At 66.7% G+C, this 15,192-nt stretch carries 17 protein-coding genes; 11 read left to right on the top strand and 6 right to left on the bottom strand.

Annotated elements, in window-relative coordinates; translation table 11 throughout:
- The first annotated feature begins 212 nt into the window (after positions 1 to 212).
- From namA to ACFTWF_RS04250, 9 genes are all read left to right on the top strand, one after another.
- Entirely contained in the window at positions 213 to 1,289 is a 1,077-nt protein-coding gene (gene namA, locus ACFTWF_RS04210) for an NADPH dehydrogenase NamA (protein ID WP_378460015.1), read from the top strand.
- A 104-nt stretch (positions 1,290 to 1,393) separates the two neighbouring features.
- Positions 1,394 to 1,726: a winged helix-turn-helix transcriptional regulator gene (locus tag ACFTWF_RS04215; RefSeq protein WP_378460016.1), complete on the top strand. Its 333-nt coding sequence runs from the start codon at positions 1,394 to 1,396 to the stop codon at positions 1,724 to 1,726.
- Between the two features lie 101 nt (positions 1,727 to 1,827).
- Positions 1,828 to 2,289, top strand: coding sequence for a MarR family winged helix-turn-helix transcriptional regulator (locus ACFTWF_RS04220; protein ID WP_378460017.1), 462 nt, complete (start codon positions 1,828 to 1,830; stop codon positions 2,287 to 2,289).
- A 157-nt stretch (positions 2,290 to 2,446) separates the two neighbouring features.
- Positions 2,447 to 3,379: a 3-hydroxyisobutyrate dehydrogenase gene (mmsB, locus tag ACFTWF_RS04225; RefSeq protein ID WP_378460018.1), complete on the top strand. Its 933-nt coding sequence runs from the start codon at positions 2,447 to 2,449 to the stop codon at positions 3,377 to 3,379.
- Positions 3,380 to 3,398: 19 nt separating this feature from the next.
- On the top strand, positions 3,399 to 4,211 hold the full coding sequence (locus tag ACFTWF_RS04230; protein WP_378460019.1) for an enoyl-CoA hydratase-related protein: 813 nt from the start codon (positions 3,399 to 3,401) through the stop codon (positions 4,209 to 4,211).
- 194 nt (positions 4,212 to 4,405) lie between these two features.
- Positions 4,406 to 5,374 (top strand): quinone oxidoreductase family protein, encoded by a 969-nt coding sequence (locus ACFTWF_RS04235; RefSeq protein ID WP_378460020.1) that lies wholly within the window; start codon positions 4,406 to 4,408, stop codon positions 5,372 to 5,374.
- 92 nt (positions 5,375 to 5,466) lie between these two features.
- Positions 5,467 to 5,691, top strand: coding sequence for a hypothetical protein (locus tag ACFTWF_RS04240; RefSeq protein ID WP_378460021.1), 225 nt, complete (start codon positions 5,467 to 5,469; stop codon positions 5,689 to 5,691).
- Between the two features lie 133 nt (positions 5,692 to 5,824).
- Entirely contained in the window at positions 5,825 to 6,736 is a 912-nt protein-coding gene (locus tag ACFTWF_RS04245) for an NAD(P)-dependent oxidoreductase (RefSeq protein ID WP_378460022.1), read from the top strand.
- Positions 6,737 to 6,809: 73 nt separating this feature from the next.
- The gene (locus tag ACFTWF_RS04250; protein WP_378460023.1) at positions 6,810 to 7,121 is read left to right on the top strand and encodes a YciI family protein; all 312 of its coding nucleotides are present in this window, start codon (positions 6,810 to 6,812) and stop codon (positions 7,119 to 7,121) included.
- 26 nt (positions 7,122 to 7,147) lie between these two features.
- On the opposite strand, the gene ACFTWF_RS04255 is transcribed toward ACFTWF_RS04250, so the two are convergent.
- Genes ACFTWF_RS04255 through thiS form a run of 3 tightly spaced genes read right to left on the bottom strand, consistent with a single transcriptional unit; the run spans position 7,148 to position 8,960 of the window.
- Complete coding sequence (locus ACFTWF_RS04255) at positions 7,148 to 7,957, bottom strand: MBL fold metallo-hydrolase (protein WP_378460024.1); 810 nt, start codon at positions 7,955 to 7,957, stop codon at positions 7,148 to 7,150.
- A 42-nt stretch (positions 7,958 to 7,999) separates the two neighbouring features.
- Positions 8,000 to 8,761, bottom strand: a complete 762-nt coding sequence (locus tag ACFTWF_RS04260) for a thiazole synthase (protein WP_378460207.1) — start codon at positions 8,759 to 8,761, stop codon at positions 8,000 to 8,002.
- Between the two features lies 1 nt (position 8,762).
- Positions 8,763 to 8,960 (bottom strand): sulfur carrier protein ThiS, encoded by a 198-nt coding sequence (gene thiS, locus ACFTWF_RS04265; protein WP_378460025.1) that lies wholly within the window; start codon positions 8,958 to 8,960, stop codon positions 8,763 to 8,765.
- A 263-nt stretch (positions 8,961 to 9,223) separates the two neighbouring features.
- On the opposite strand from thiS, the gene ACFTWF_RS04270 reads away from it, so the two are divergent.
- A complete protein-coding gene (locus ACFTWF_RS04270) occupies positions 9,224 to 9,382 on the top strand; it encodes a hypothetical protein (RefSeq protein WP_378460026.1) in 159 nt (52 codons plus the stop codon).
- A 3-nt stretch (positions 9,383 to 9,385) separates the two neighbouring features.
- Here the strand turns inward: ACFTWF_RS04270 and ACFTWF_RS04275 are convergent, their stop codons facing one another.
- The 3 genes from ACFTWF_RS04275 to ACFTWF_RS04285 all read right to left on the bottom strand — a co-directional run bounded on the left by ACFTWF_RS04275 (position 9,386) and on the right by ACFTWF_RS04285 (position 14,510).
- On the bottom strand, positions 9,386 to 11,557 hold the full coding sequence (locus ACFTWF_RS04275) for a tetratricopeptide repeat protein (RefSeq protein WP_378460208.1): 2,172 nt from the start codon (positions 11,555 to 11,557) through the stop codon (positions 9,386 to 9,388).
- Positions 11,558 to 11,624: 67 nt separating this feature from the next.
- Positions 11,625 to 12,953: a hypothetical protein gene (locus tag ACFTWF_RS04280; RefSeq protein ID WP_378460027.1), complete on the bottom strand. Its 1,329-nt coding sequence runs from the start codon at positions 12,951 to 12,953 to the stop codon at positions 11,625 to 11,627.
- A 141-nt stretch (positions 12,954 to 13,094) separates the two neighbouring features.
- Positions 13,095 to 14,510, bottom strand: coding sequence for an amino acid permease (locus tag ACFTWF_RS04285; RefSeq protein ID WP_378460209.1), 1,416 nt, complete (start codon positions 14,508 to 14,510; stop codon positions 13,095 to 13,097).
- 293 nt (positions 14,511 to 14,803) lie between these two features.
- On the opposite strand from ACFTWF_RS04285, the gene ACFTWF_RS04290 reads away from it, so the two are divergent.
- The gene (locus ACFTWF_RS04290) at positions 14,804 to 15,001 is read left to right on the top strand and encodes a hypothetical protein (protein WP_378460028.1); all 198 of its coding nucleotides are present in this window, start codon (positions 14,804 to 14,806) and stop codon (positions 14,999 to 15,001) included.
- Positions 15,002 to 15,192: the final 191 nt, after the last annotated feature.

Raw genomic sequence — 15,192 nt, forward strand, 5'->3', positions numbered from 1 at the left:
ACTCAATGTGGGCGCAGTCGGCACGATGAATTGACCACGAAAAGCGTTGATAGGAAATAAAAGTAGGATCGTTTGCTATCGGTCTCTCTGGCTGCGTACTGACATTTTTGTCAGTACTGGAACAGAATATGCGTACTGTTGCGTTGGGTACTCATTGCTTAGCCTTGCAGTCAGCGTGAAGATCCGCGCCCTGAAACTAGGAGAAACTTTTCGTGCCCGCAAAACTGTATGAACCGATCACGATCCGCGGTACCGAGTTCCGCAACCGGATCGCGATGTCTCCGATGTGCATGCACTCCGCCGATGAGCACGGCCGTGTTCGTGATTTCCACTTGGTGCACTACGGTGCACGTGCGCTCGGCGGTGCCGGGCTGGTGATGCTGGAGACTGCGTCGGTGTTGCCCAACGGCCCGATTGGACCGGGTGACTTGGGAATCTGGGACGACGAGCACATCGACGGACTCTCTCGCCTGACTGAGGTGATTCATGGGTTCGGGTCGAAGGCGGGTGCGCAGATCGGACACGCCGGCCGACAGCTCGGCGTCGATACGTATACACCGATAGCTCCCTCCGCGATCCCCTTCAGCCCCGACTCACGGGTTCCGCAGGAAATGACGGTCGAGGACATTGAGCACATTGTCGAAGCTTTCCGGAAGGCCGCGGTACGAGCGCGAACGGCGGGATTCGATGTCATCGAGGTGCACGCAGCCCACGGTTACCTGCTCAACGAGTTCCTTTCCCCGCTGTCGAACCAGCGAACGGACGAGTATGGCGGCGACCATGAGAACCGCTATCGGATCGTGCGCGAGGTCATCGATGCTGTCCGGGGTGAGTGGGACGGTCCCCTGTTCGTGCGGATCTCCTCCACCGATTACGCCGAAGGTGGAAACACGCCTCAGGACTTCGTAATCTTCGGCCGGTGGATGAAGGATCAAGGTGTCGACTTGATCGACGCCTCGTCGGGTGGCATCGCGGCCGTGAAGATCAATTCCTATCCAGGTTACCAACTTCCCGCCGCCGAACTGATCCGGAGAGAGGTCGGCATCAAGACCGGAGCAGTGGGGATGATCGAGACTGCCCGGCAGGCAGAAGAGATCGTGGGCAACGGCCGCGCAGACATCGTCTTGATCGGCAGAGAAATGCTCAAGGACCCGTTCTGGGCGCGTACCGCTGCCGACGAATTGCGCACACCTATCGACGCGCCGCTGCAATACACCCGGTACGGATCGGCCTGGCAGCGTTCTCAGCCACCACTGCCTGCCGCGCCCCTGGCCGCCACCATGGCCTGACCTGCGAGCGACGAACATTCATCCTCGGTGCCCTGAGCATCACGAAACGGAAGAACACACCCATGCCGCGAACACGACCGTACAAAGACATTCCGGGGTGCGCGATGGAAGCAACAGTCAAGATCATCGGCGGCAAGTGGAAAGGGGTCATTCTGTTTCACTTGCTGGAGGGCACCATGCGCTTCAACGAGTTGCAACGCCAGATGCCCGGCGTTGCACCGCGCGCATTGACGAGGCAACTCCGCGAACTGGAAGAAGATGGCCTGGTCGACCGCACCGTCTACCCCGTCGTGCCTCCTCGGGTCGAGTATCGCCTCACCGAGGAGGCGCGCTCGCTGAAGCCACTTCTGGTCGCTCTGAACGACTGGGGTGAGCAATGGCTGTCCACTCGCGGCATCACATTGCCGGCACTGCAGCGAACCAACCTCGAGCCGTGAGAGGAGATGAAGTGAGCGCCGAAGCCTACCGCGCCGGTTGGGTCGCCCCCGGGTTCGGCAATGCGCTACAGCCACCCCGAGTGCCGTCGGACGCTGCAGCAGTGACGACGGTCGACATCATCTCTTCCCTGATGCGCACACAGCGAATGTTGTCCTCACAACTGAATAAGGCATTCACTCCCTATGGAGTCAGCTGGGCCGGATACGAGATCCTGCAAATGCTCGTCCCCCGAAACCCGATCTCCATACTCACCCTCGCCCGCGAGCTCGAGCGGCACTGGACCAGCATCGCGCACACGGTGAACGGACTGGAGCGATCGGGCCACGTCATCCGCTACCGGAACCCGTCGTACCGTCGCGAAAATCTGGTGGAAATGACTGATTCCGGGTACGACGCCTGCACCCGGGTGAATGAGGTACTGGCGGTGACAGCGGGCGCCTGCTTGCCGGACGACGACGTCGCATCCGCCCTCCTCGCCGGCTTGGGCGCGCTCGAAACAGAGCTACGCAGGCCTCCGCAAAATGGTGTGCGCGCAGAGTCGATCACCGATCGATCGATGTGACAGATATGCACAGCACGACGGGGTGGCAGTTTTGCGCCAGGCATGCGCCGAGTTGGTCATTGACCGGCGACCCATCGCTCTCGCACTCTCGATTGTGAACGAGACGACAAGTTCTCGGAATATCTCAGTTACAACCTAACTGGCAAGGAGATCAACAATGTCGGTCATCGCGTGGATCGGGCTCGGACGAATGGGCCTGCCGATGGCGCTGAGGATCGTCGGCGAAGGACACGAAGTCCGGGGAGTGGAGATCAACCCGATCGTCGCCCGTGAAGCCGAGATCGCTGGAATCCGGATATTCCCTTCACCGGTCGAGGCGATCGACGGCGCCGATGCGGTCATCACCATGCTGCCGACCGGCGCTCACGTCCGTGAGTTGCTCACGGGGCCCGACGGCCTTCTTGCCTGCGCTTCCGCGAACACGCTGTTTCTCGATTCGTCGACGATCGACATCGACAGTGCCAAGGAATTGCACGCTCTGGCAGAGGCTCGAGGACTGAAGTTCGTCGACGCCCCGGTTTCCGGCGGGGTGGCCAAGGCCACGACCGGAGAATTGACGTTCATGATCGGCGGCACACAGGAAAGCTTCGCCGCCGCATCACGAATCGTCGCACCGATGGCCGCCAAGATCGTCTACACCGGCGGCCCGGGCACCGGCCAGTCGGCCAAGGTGGTCAACAACATGATCTTCGGGATCTGCCTGGCCGCCACGTGCGAGGGCCTGCTGCTCGGTGAACGCCTCGGCTTGGAGCCGGAGGTCTTCTACGACATCGCAGTCGGCTCGACTGCCGAGAATTTCGCACTGCGTGAGTGGTATCCCGCTCCCGGCGTGCTGGACGCGGCTCCCAGCTCGCACGACTACGCTCCCGGATTCACCAGCGCCCTGCTGCTCAAAGACCTCGGGCTCGCACTGCAGGCCGGCCAGAGCACCGCCACCGCACTCGACACCGCCCGGACGGTGCACGCACTCTTCGAGCAGATGGTCGACGGTGGTGCCGGCGGTTACGACTGCACCGCCCTGCTTCCCGCACTCGCCGGCCGCTTGCAGGGCTCCGGGTCGGTGCGGACGGTGGAGACGGCTGCTCTCTGACACGAGGGCAGGTCATCAAATGTTCAGGTCGCGAATCGAGGACCCCGAAATCGACGATCAGCAGGGCCATATCCGTGTCGAGCGCGATCACGAGGTGGCCACGATCGTGTTCAGCCGTGTGCACGCGCACAACGCACTGACCGAGGCGATGTATGCCGAACTCGACGCTGCACTGACCGATGTAGATGCCGACGGGACGCTCAAAGCCCTCGTCTTGCGAGGCGAGGGCATGCGTGCGTTCACCTCCGGTACGGATGCGAACTACATCGCGGGGATGCGGACCGGGCCGTTGGGGCTGCGTTACGAGCAGGGCATCACCCGGCTCGTAACGCGGCTGCGGCAACTCCGCATCCCCGTGGTCGCGGTGATCAGCGGGCATTGCTACGGCGCCGGACTGCTCCTCGCCGCCGCGAGCGATATCCGCATCGCGACACCTACCTCTCGCTTCGGTGTGCCGGTGGCCAAGACGATGGGCAATTGCCTGTCCGCGAATTCGATATCCCTGCTGCGCGATCGACTCGGATCGTCTGTCGTCGGCGACATGCTTATCCGGGCACGGGCCTACACCGCCGACGAGTTCGTTCACAACGGTTTCGTCAACGTCCTCAGCAGTGTGGACACCCTCGATCGTGATCTCGGCGAGGTGCTCGACGATATTCGTGCCGCCGCTCCGCTGACCATTTGGGCGGCGAAGGAAACCCTCTCGCGGCTGCAGCGCGATCCCCACGCCGACTGCGACGACATCGTCGGCACCGTGTACGGCAGCGACGACTTCTCCCTCGGCACTTCCGCCTTTCTCGCCCGTTCCGCCCCTGTATGGACCGGTCGATGAAGCCCCGCCACGCACTGATGGTGCATTTTCGCACCACCGGTGCGTGCTGTTGGTGATTGCTCTCGGCTGCGCTCGGTCTCGATACTGGAGACGGGCGTCCGCGTTGCCGGCACCGGCAACCGCGCAGCTAGATGTTCGTTTCACGCTGTCTGGCAGCGAAATCGCTGATCGAACCCATCGTTAGAAAGGCCATCATGAAGGCTATTGTTGTCAACGAGAACGGCGGACCCGAGAAGGTCACGTTCGCCGACATCGACACTCCTGAGCCGGGTGCCGACCAGCTCCAGGTCGCGGTCGAGACCGCCGGTGTGAATTACCTCGACATCTATCAGCGCAACGGTGCCGTTTCGGCTCCGTTCGTGGCCGGCGTCGAGGCCGTCGGCAGGGTCACCAAGGTGGGGTCCGCTCTCGACTCGAGCTGGATCGGCCGACGCGTGGGGTGGCTCGGCGGCCAAGGCAGTTTCGCCGAGACGGTCGTCCTCGACGAGGCCAAGGCCGTCGTGATTCCCGACGACATCAGCAACGACGACGTGGTCGCGCTCCTGATGCAGGGCCTGACCGCGCACTACCTGGCGACCAGTGCCTTCGCGATCGGCAAGGACTCGACCGTGCTCGTGCATGCCGCTGCGGGCGGCGTCGGGCGGCTGTTGACTCAGATCGCCAGCCATCTGGGGGCTACGGTTATCGCCACCGCGTCGACTGCCGACAAGCGGCGCATCGCGGTCGACAGCGGCGCCAACCACGCCATCGGTTACGAGAACTTCGGTGAGGTCGTTCGGGAGATCACCGAAGGCCGCGGCGTCGACGTCGTCTATGACGGTATCGGCCGCGACACCGTCGAGGAGGGGCTCGAGAGCCTGGGCATCCGAGGCACTCTCGTGGTGATCGGTGCCGCCAGCGGACCGCCGCCGGCCATCGAATTCAGCACGCTCGCGGCGAAGTCGCTGTCGGTCATTCGGCCTTCGATCGCGCACTTCACCATCCGGCCCGGTGAACTGTCCTGGCGTGCCGAGGAGGTGTTCGGGTGGCTGCGCGAGGGCGTCATCTCGACCTCCATCGCTGCGCGCTACCCGCTCGAGGACACCGCGAAGGCTCAACAGGACATCGCCTCTCGGTCACTCGCAGGCAAGTTGCTGATCGACGTAGCGTCCAGCACCGCATGACCGGTTGCCGTGGCCGCGATGGCGCTCACCGGCCACGGCAACCATTCTCGGCCCGACTCGCACCGACCCACCAGCGTGAGAATGCGACGGCCTTGATCATCGCAGGGCTCGCACTCGGCATCTTCGGCGGTCGTGTCGGCGCCTCCGTCGTTGCCGACACGACAGGCTGGCGGTGGGGGTTCGTCATGTCGGCGAGCGCACTGCTGGTATCGAGCGTCGCCCTGATCGAGCGTCCGGATCGGCCGGTCGTACTCTCGGCCAGGCCCTCGGTGCTGATGCAGATCCGCAGCCCTGTTCCAGCCAAACATGCGGGATGACTTGCAGTTCTGCAACAGTGCCGCGCGTGAATGGCCGTTGACGCCTACTTCCCCCGTGCCCAGACTGAATGATGTCCGTATCAGCATTGAGACCGGAAGCGACTGTCGCACCGGGCTTTCGAAGGAGTACTTGATGAGCAAGATCGCCTGGATCGGCCTCGGCCACATGGGTGTCCCGATGTCGCACAACATGGTCAAGGCCGGCCACACCGTCCGCGGCTACGACATCTCCGACGCCGCCCGCGAGGCCGCACGGGCCAACGGCGTCGATATCGCCGATTCCGTCGCCGACGCCGTCCGTGGCGCCGATGCGGTGTTCACCATGCTGCAGTCCGCCAAGGTCGTCGAGCAGGTCGTCACCGGCCCGGACGGCGCCTTCGCCAACATGCCCAAGGGCACCGTGGTAATCGACTGTTCGACGATCGGAATCGACACGGCTCGCTTGCTTGCCGAGGAGGCCGAGAAGCTCGGGGTCGGCTTCGTCGACGCCCCCGTCTCCGGTGGTGTTCAGGGCGCCGAGGACGCCAGCCTGAGTCTGATGCTCGGCGGTGACATCGACCACGTCGCTGTCGCGGAGCCTCTGCTGAAGTCCGTCGGCGCGTACATCGTGCACGTCGGACCGAGCGGCGACGGCCAGGCGATGAAGGTCGTCAACAACGCGATGATGGCGGTCGGCATGGCCACCGCGTGCGAGGTCTCCGTACTTGCCCAGCGCCTCGGACTCGACTCGCAGGTGTTCTTCGACATCGTCACCCGCTCCTCGGGCGACAGCTGGGTCTTCCGCAACTGGTTCCCGCTCCCGGGCGTCGTCGAGAACTCGCCGAGCTCCCACGACTACGAGCCCGGCTTCATGATCGACCTGATCCACAAGGACCTGCGCCTGGCCACCGCCACGGCTGCGGAGTTCGATGTGCGGTTGGACACGGCCGCGGCTGCAGCAAAGCTGTTCGCCGACGCGTCGGCCGCGGGCGCGGGCGAGCGGGACTGCACCGCGCTCGCAGTCACCCTCGGTGCCGACGTCGAAAAGGCCACAGCCGGCGTGTGATCTTGCGTGCCCGTCCTTCCGGTCGGGAGGACGGGCACCGCGTCACATCTGTCGCACCGAAGGAGTAACGAACATGCCGCTTTTTGCCCTCGTGTACCGCTACATCGACGACGCCGATCTCATCGCGGAGCATCGTCCGGAGCATCGGGCCTACCTGCGCCGACTCTCCGATGCGGGTGAGCTTGTCCTCGCCGGGCCTCTCGGCGAGCCGGGCCCGGCGAGTGGACTCCTGATCCTCGACGTCGAGTCCGCCGCGCGCGTGGAGGAGCTCGCTGACAACGATCCATTCCACACTCGGGGCGTGATCGAAGAGAGGTCCACTCAGCGTTGGACCTTGTCGATCGGCGAGGATCGGCTCGAGCTCGGACCCGCGGCCGCACCCTGACCGCAGTGAAGCGGAGCGGGGCTGAGTCAGCCCCGCTCGCCGGCCAGTTCGTCGAACAAGGTCGGGTCGTGTGCGGAGAAGACCCGGACGCGGGGGGCGGCCTGATTATTCAGTTCCCGCAATCGTCGGTGGTTGTCGCGGATTTTCGATCGGTCGACCGCGATGAGTTCCTCCATTACGCGCAGGGCACGACCCTCGGTTCCGGGCGGCACCTGTCCGGGGGCGGCGACGGTGCTGCGGTGGTAGAACGCGTCGCCGGCGTGCAGCAGCCAGCCCCGGTTGCCGGTGTCGACGGCGACCGCCGCGTGACCCCGGGTGTGGCCGGGCATGGGGACGAGGACGATGCGGCCGCCGAGTTCGTCGATCGGGTGGGTGCCGGAGAATCCGAGCACGGATTCGCCCGGCCCCGAGTAGGTGCGGACCGCGGGTGCGGGTGACAGCTGGGCGGGCCGGTACCGGACCCTCTCGCGGAACGTCGAACGCCCCTCGGAGGCGGCGTGTTCCGCGGCGGTGGTGTGCAGGGTGGCGTTCGGGAAGTCGGCGACGCCGCCGATGTGGTCGAAGTCGAGGTGCGTCGCGACGATGTGGGTGACGTCCGACGGATCCAGCCCCAGCGTCTCGAGCCGGCGGACCGCCGTCTCCGACTCGCGGAACCGGGCACCCGTCAGCTTTGCGTACCGGCCGACGCGGTGGGTGGGGTCGGCGACGTCCGCCAATCCGAAGCCGGAGTCGACCAGCACGATGCCGGTGTCGGTTTCGCATGCCAGCACGTGACACACCAGCCGGCCCATGAGCGCCGAGGTGAACGTGCCGCAGTTGAGGTGATGTACCCGCATGGAGGTCGACGGTAGCGGAGCGCGCGGTGGAAGGCGGCCCGATTACACCGCGACCGGCGACGACGCCTGCGCCCAGAAGCGTTTCGGGATGCGCCCCGCCGTCCGGGCGTGGCGTCCGGCGGTGACCGCGCCGGCCATGGCTGCGGCCATCAGCGGAGGGTCGGAGGCGCGGGTGACGGCCGTGGCGAGCAGGACGGCGTCGCAGCCGAGTTCCATCGCCAGCGCCGCGTCGCTCGAGGTGCCGATCCCGGCGTCGAGAACGACGGGGACGGACGTGCGGGCGACGATCATCTCGATGTTGCGGGGGTTGGAGATGCCGAGCCCGGTGCCGATGGGGGAACCGAGCGGCATCACCGCGGCGCATCCGGCATCGACGAGGCGCTGCGCGAGCACCGGATCGTCGTTGGTGTAGGGCAGCACCACGAACCCGTCGTCGACGAGTTGTTCTGCCGCCGAGACGAGTTCGATTCCGTCGGGGAGCAGCGTGCGCTCGTCGGCGACCACCTCGAGCTTCACCCAGTTCGTGCCCAGAGCCTCACGGGCGAGGCGAGCGGTGAGCACGGCCTCCGCGGCACCGCGGCAGCCGGCGGTGTTCGGCAGCAACGCGATTCCCAGCCGGTCCAGCAGGTCGAGCAGCCCGGTTCTCCCCGCGGCATCCACGCGGCGCATCGCCACCGTGGTCAGTTCGGTACCCGAGGCGATCAGCGCCTCCTCCAGCACCGACAGGTTGGCGGCGCCGCCGGTGCCCATGATCAGCCGCGACGAGAACTCCCGGTCCGCGATCGTGAGTGGGTCGGTGCGGATCTCAACCACCCTGCACCGCCGTGAGCACCTCGAGGGTCCAGCCGTCCTCGAGCGACGTCGCCCACTGCGACCGGGGCAGCATGGTGCCGTTCACCGCGAGCGCCACTCCCCGGCCGGGAAGCCCCAGCCGGACCAGGAGTTCCTCGACCCGGCAGGGGTCGGGTAGATCGTGGACGTCGCCATTGACCGTGATGCGCATCGGTACCTCCGAACGGGATTTCTGCGAGCACCCGAACGGTACGGCCGAATCGCGGCCGGCGGCAGAACCACTTGCGCGCTGCGTGACGGGTCCAGATTGGACCCCTACGGCGCCGCCCAACTGGACCTTCTGGACCCGTACCAGTCGGAGCACAGTGGTCGATGAGACGAGCCCCGGTGGGGCCGAATTGTCAGATCGGAGTAGAGATGAGCGCCATTGTCGCGACCCGACGCCGCCCCGCGAGGTCGAGGGAGGTAGAGCGGTTGGCCAACGAATTGGAGGACTCACGGCGCCGCATCATCGAACTCATGGCCCAGCTGGCCGAAACAGCACGAAGCCGTGACGCGTTGAGCGACCGCCTGCAGGTGCTGGCGTGGAACGCCCGCTGGGGACGGGAGCAGATCGGTTTCGCCGGCCGGTGAACGCTACAACCAGGTGGTCGGCCGGATCAGATTCGCGAGATCGACCAGTGTGTACCGATGCCGGCGCTCGGGGGCCTTGCGTGCGAGCGCCCGCAATGCCGACTCCGCGCCGGTACGCAGACCGCGCTCGGTGAACGGCACGCTCAGAATCCGCGGCGCCTCCGGGGTGCCGCCGGCGTGCAGCCAGTCCACGGCGACCCCGAGTACGAGAACGCGGGTCTGCAGCGCGCGACGCTCGTCGTGGGCGAGCAGTTCGACTCTCCGGGCCGCCTCCTGCAGGTCCTGTTCACTCACCTCGGCGAGCGGCCGATCGTGGACGAGCATCAGCACACTCGTCAATCGGGCCTCGGCGTAGTGCCGTGACGTCGGCGGCACCTCGTCGAGCGCCTCGACCGCGTGCGCCCGGTCGTCGCGGTGCTCGAGTTGCCGCGCCAACCCGAACGCGGCGCTGACCACGCCGTGGTCCGTGCGCCACACCGTGCGGTAGTACTTCTCCGCGGTCAGCCGCCAGTGCTCGATGCGGTCGCCCGCCCGGTACTCGCACCACATCTCGGCGGTCGCCGCGAGCGCCAGCTTCGGGGCCTCCTCACCCGGCAACGCGCTCAGGACGGAATCGAAACGGGCGAACGCCGCCTCGAAGTCGCCGCCGACGAGCGCACACAGTCCGGTGTGCCAGTCGACGCGCCACGTGTCCTCCCGTTCGTGGTCGAGGGATTCGAGAATGACCGCGGCGTCACGCGGCTGCCCGAGATCGAGATGCGCGCGGACCTCGGCGAGCGGAATCTCGATGCTGGAGGACGCCGCATCGTTGTCGGCGGCCTCCCGCGCACGGTGCAGCGAATCGAGAAGTTCCCGCGGTCGGCTGTGGACGACGGACAGCAGGGGAGCCGCCGGATCGTCCGGGTCCACCAGCGGGATCGGCAGCGCCCGAACGATGCTCATCGCACTGATGCACTCGTCCCGGCGGTGCCCGTCGACGTAGACGTCGGTGCGGCTGATCGTGAGGTCGGTGCCGAACGTCGTGCGCTGCGGGCTGAACCGGTGCGACAGCCCCGGGAACGGGGTTCCGGTCTGCTGGGCGCGCACCTCGCGCAGGACGCCGTCGAGTTGCGTCGACATCTCCTCGGCCGAGTGGAACCGTCGAGCGGGATCGGGATCGATGGCCCGGAGCAACAGGCGACGGTAGAACTCGTACTCCGCCAGCAGCGGAGCCTCCTCGGGTGTCGGCAGACCGTCGACGTAACACCCGCCGGCGGTGGGCATGTCGAGCGTCAGCACGGCGAGCGTGCGTCCGACGGTGTAGATGTCCGAGGCCACGGTCGGCCCGGTGGTCGCGATCTCGGGGGCCTGATACCCCTGGGTGCCGTAGATGTACCCGTGATCCCCGATCCGCGCGACCGCGCCCATGTCGATGAGCTTGAGCTGATCGTAGTCGTCGCCGATCATGATGTTCTCGGGCTTGAGGTCGTTGTAGACCAGGCCCATCGAGTGGAGGTACCCGAGGGCGGGCGTGACCTCGCGGAGGTAGCGGATGGCGTGCTCCACCGGCAGCATCGGCCTCGGTTCGTCCGGTTCGGCCTCGTTCTTCAGCTCGGTGAGCAGATCGCGCAGGGTGCGGCCCCGCACGTATTCCATGACGATGTAGCCGACGGGATTGCCGTCCATACCCGGGTGTTCGACGAAGTTGTAGATCTTCACGATGCTCGGGTGCGTCACCTCGGCGAGGAACCGCCGTTCGGCGAGCGCGACTTCCTGGGCCACGGGATCGCCCGAGTGCAGCAGGCCCTTGAGCACCACCCAGCGGTCGCTGACGTTGTGGTCCAGCGCGAGGTAGATCCAGCCGACACCGCCGTGGGCGAGGCATCCCAGCACCTCGTACTGACCGGCCACGAGCTCACCCGCCTCGAGTTGCGGGGCGAAGGAGAAGACGGTGCCGCAATGGGAGCACACGCCCTCCGTGTCGCCCGGGCGTGCGGCGGTGGAACGCCCGACGGGACGCTTGCAGCGGTCGCAGTAACGTTTGTTCTCCGCCAGAACGGGATTGGTCAGCAGCATCGACAGGTCGGAGGTGTGGACGGCGTCCGGCACCGTGCGCGACGAGGGCGCGTCGGACTCGTCGTCGTCGTCCGCGAAGGGATCGAACTTCACACCCCGGGTGGATTCCGGGTCGTCCATCGGTGTTCGCCTGGTCTCGTCGCTCACGGTCGCTGACACCTCGATCCCGGTCGCGTCACCCGTGTCATCAGTGGTACTCGTTCAGTCTGGGCCAAATCCCCCCACCGACGGCGAACCCGCAGAGCACGCCGATTACCATGCTACCGACCGCGAGCTGCGACAACGACCGATATGCGTCGGCCATCCCGTCGAGTTCCTCGCCGCGGAAGCTGTCGATACCGTTCTGCAGCGCCTCGTCGAGCGCGGCGAACGTGGCGGTGGACGCCGTGTCTCCGGGCCCGATCGCGATGACCGTGGCTCCCGGGTAGTCCCCGACCGCCAGCCGCTGCTGCGCCATCTCGTGCGCGTGCCGCCAACCGTCGAGTGCCGTCTCCGCGCCGTCGATCGGGTCGCCGCCCGCGCTGAGCTGCGCGAGGATGTCGGCCAGCGTGGCGGAGCGCCGGACGTAGTCGATCTCGGACTGTTCGTCGGAGCCGCGCTCGAGCAGCGCGAGGGTCTCGTCTGTGCGGGCCTGCTGAGCGAGGATCCGGGCCTGGGTGATCGTGGCGAGCGGTTGCGCCCCTTCAGTTCTCGCTCGATCGGTCGCCGCCGTGGAGACCAGGGTGGCGACGGCCAGCCAGACCAGGAGGGTGGCGGCGAGGAGGGATGCGAGCACCAGACCCGGGTTGACGCGCCGCTTGCTCTTGCGGACCAGATACACCTGCGCGAGAACGAGCGCGACGAGCAGCGCGACGGCGACGGCGAATGCGGCCCTCGGGATCCGGCCGGTGACCACCTGGGTGTCGGCGACGGACCGCGACTGCTCCGAGTAGAGCCGCTCCGCGGCGGGCAGGATCGTGTCCTGCATCAGCGTGGACGCGTCGCTGAGGTAGGCGACGCCGACCGGATTGCCGGACCGGTTGTTCGATCGGGCCGTCGCGATCAGGGTGGTGTACTCGGCGAGGTGCCGCGACACCTCGGACAGCAGCGCGAGGGCGGGGGCGTCCGTCGACGCGACGCCGTTCGACGCGGTGACCAGCGCGTTCGACGCGTCCCCGATGGCCTGGTTGTACCGATCGCGCACGGCGTTCGACTCGACGCCGCCGGAGATGAACGACGTGGCGGCGGCCGCGTCGGCGATCGACAACGAGCTGTACAGCCGCTCGGCCGCGTAGGTCAGGGGTTCGGTGTGGGTCCGCAGCGTCTCGATGCGCTGCTGCCGGGCGCCGATCGCCGCCGACGTGATGGCGCCGGTCGCCAGCGCCGCGGTCACGAGCGCGATCCCCAGCACGGACAGCCGTCCGGGGGTCGAGACGAGGAATTCCCGCCACGGCCGGCGCCGGGATTCGGGCTCGACGAGGAGGGACTCGTCCAGCGAGTGTTCTTCGGTGACGGTGTCGTCTCCGCGGTGGAACACGGTGTCCTCCTCCGCCGAGGTTTCCTGCAAGTGTGCCCCGATGTGCGCCGCGTCGGGGCGGAAAAGCCATGCCGGAGGGAGACACGCGGAAGGGCAGGGACCGCGTCGGCGGTCCCTGCCCTCGGAGCAGTCGGGTGTGCGTCAGTGTTGCTCGCGCGTCACGATTCCGACCAGTTGTTCCGCTTCCTCACTCTCGGCGGGCTGCGCGGCGGGCTGTGCGGCCGGCGCAACGACGGTGTCGAGGCGTTCGGCACGGGTGCGGCCGCGCCGGCGGAACTCGTAGCCGATCAGGATGAAGGCCAGGGTCACGACACTCAGCCAGAACTGGGAACGCGTGGTGGGCAGCACGGCCATCGCGGCGATCACGGTGCCCATCAGCGCGATGGTCGCGTAGCTGAGCCAGGGGAAGAGCCACATCTTCAGGCCGAGTGACTCCGGATCCTCCGCCTCCAGTTTCCTGCGGAGCGCGACCTGCGAGATGGCGATCATGAGGTAGACGAAGAGCGCCACGGCGCCGTACGAGTTGACCAGGAACGAGAACACGAGATCCGGGGAGACGAACGCCGCGATCACCGACGCGTACCCGATCACCGTTCCGGCGAGGATCGCCCGCCGGGGTACGCCGCCGCCGGACAGCCGGGTGAACATGTGCGGGGCGTCGCCGTTGCGGGTCAGGGCGAACAGCATCCGCGAGGACGTGTACAGCGCCGAGTTCAGGCAGGACAGCACCGCGGTGAGGATGACGACGTTCATGATCGTGGCCACCCCGGGAATGTGCAGCGTCGCGAGGGCCGCCGCGTACGGGCTGACGCCCACCGCCTCCGAGCTCCACGGCACCACCGCGACGACCACGAAGATGGAACCGACATAGAACGTGATGATCCGGACCACGATGGAGCGCATCGCCCGGGCGACCGCCTTCTTGGGTTCCGCGGATTCGGCGGCCGCGATGGTCACGATCTCGGCACCGGTGAAGAACGCCACGCAGGGAACCACCGCGGCGAGCACCGCACCCCAGCCGAGCGGAGCGAACCCGCCGTGACCGACGAGGTTCGCCACCCCGGGGGTCGAGTCCGGCCACAGTCCGGTGATCCAGAGCGCGCCCAATCCGAGGAACAGGACGATCGCGATCACCTTGATCGACGAGAACCAGTACTCGAACTCACCGAACGACCGCGCCGACACGAGATTGGTGCAGGTCAGGATCACGAGCAGGCCGAGGCTGAGAGTCCACAGCGGAGCCGACGGCAGGTAGAGCTGAAGGATGCGACCGCCGGCGATGGCCTCGACGGCGACGACGATGACGAAGAAGTACCAGTACATCCATCCGACCGAGAATCCGGCGCGGTTGCCGAGCGCTTCCCGGGCGTACACGTAGAACGATCCGACCACCGGCCTGGCGACCGCCATCTCCGCCAGCATCCGCATGATCAGGAGGGTGATGACCCCGGCGATCAGAAACGACACGATCGCCGCTGGGCCCGCGCTCTCGATGACGACGCCGCTGCCGACGAACAGTCCGGCGCCGATCACGCCGCCCAGGGCGATCAGGTTCATGTGCCGCTTCTTCAGGCCCTTTCCTAGACCGGAGTCCTCGGATTGGGCCGGGGGTGGTGTTGAAGTCACGTTTTCCTCCACTGTGCGCTGACCGCAATCGTCAGGTCGCCATCGCGATCCGCGGTCGGATCGTCGGCGGTTGGAACGGAGATCAGTGCCGGCGGAGAGGGGGAGACGATCCGCCGCGAACTGAACTGGTTGTGTGATGCAGACCACTGTATGGAGGGTGCGGTGGGCGGCACAGTGCCAGTTCTCGAGCGCCTCTGAGGTCCAGATCGTCACAGAACGGTCAAGTGCGCCCGCGCCACTCCGACGCGGGCGCACCCGGGACTACCGGCCGGTGCCGCGACCTCGTGTCCGTGCCAGTGGGAGCAGCGGCCGCCAGGGCCAGTGCTGCCCGAGGCTGCGCCGCGCACGCACGAATCCGAGACCGAGTACGAGTCCGAAGATCAGATGCCCGATCAGCGACAGCGCCAGCGTCGTCGGCGTGAGCGGAAACATCTCCTGCTGCCCGTTCGGCGACAGGGCTACCGTGGCGATGAGCCCGGCCCACACCGGGAACACCGCGAAGCCGACGAAGGCGAAAAGTATTGCGCGACGCGACAGATGCTGGAGTCCGACGGCGAGGGCGAGGATGAAGGATCCGATGCCGATTCCCCCGCCGTCGCCGAAGTAGCGCCAC

Origin of the sequence: Rhodococcus sp. NPDC056960 (assembly GCF_042674125.1) — a bacterium.
In the GTDB taxonomy this organism is placed as follows: Bacteria; Actinomycetota; Actinomycetes; order Mycobacteriales; family Mycobacteriaceae; genus Rhodococcus_F.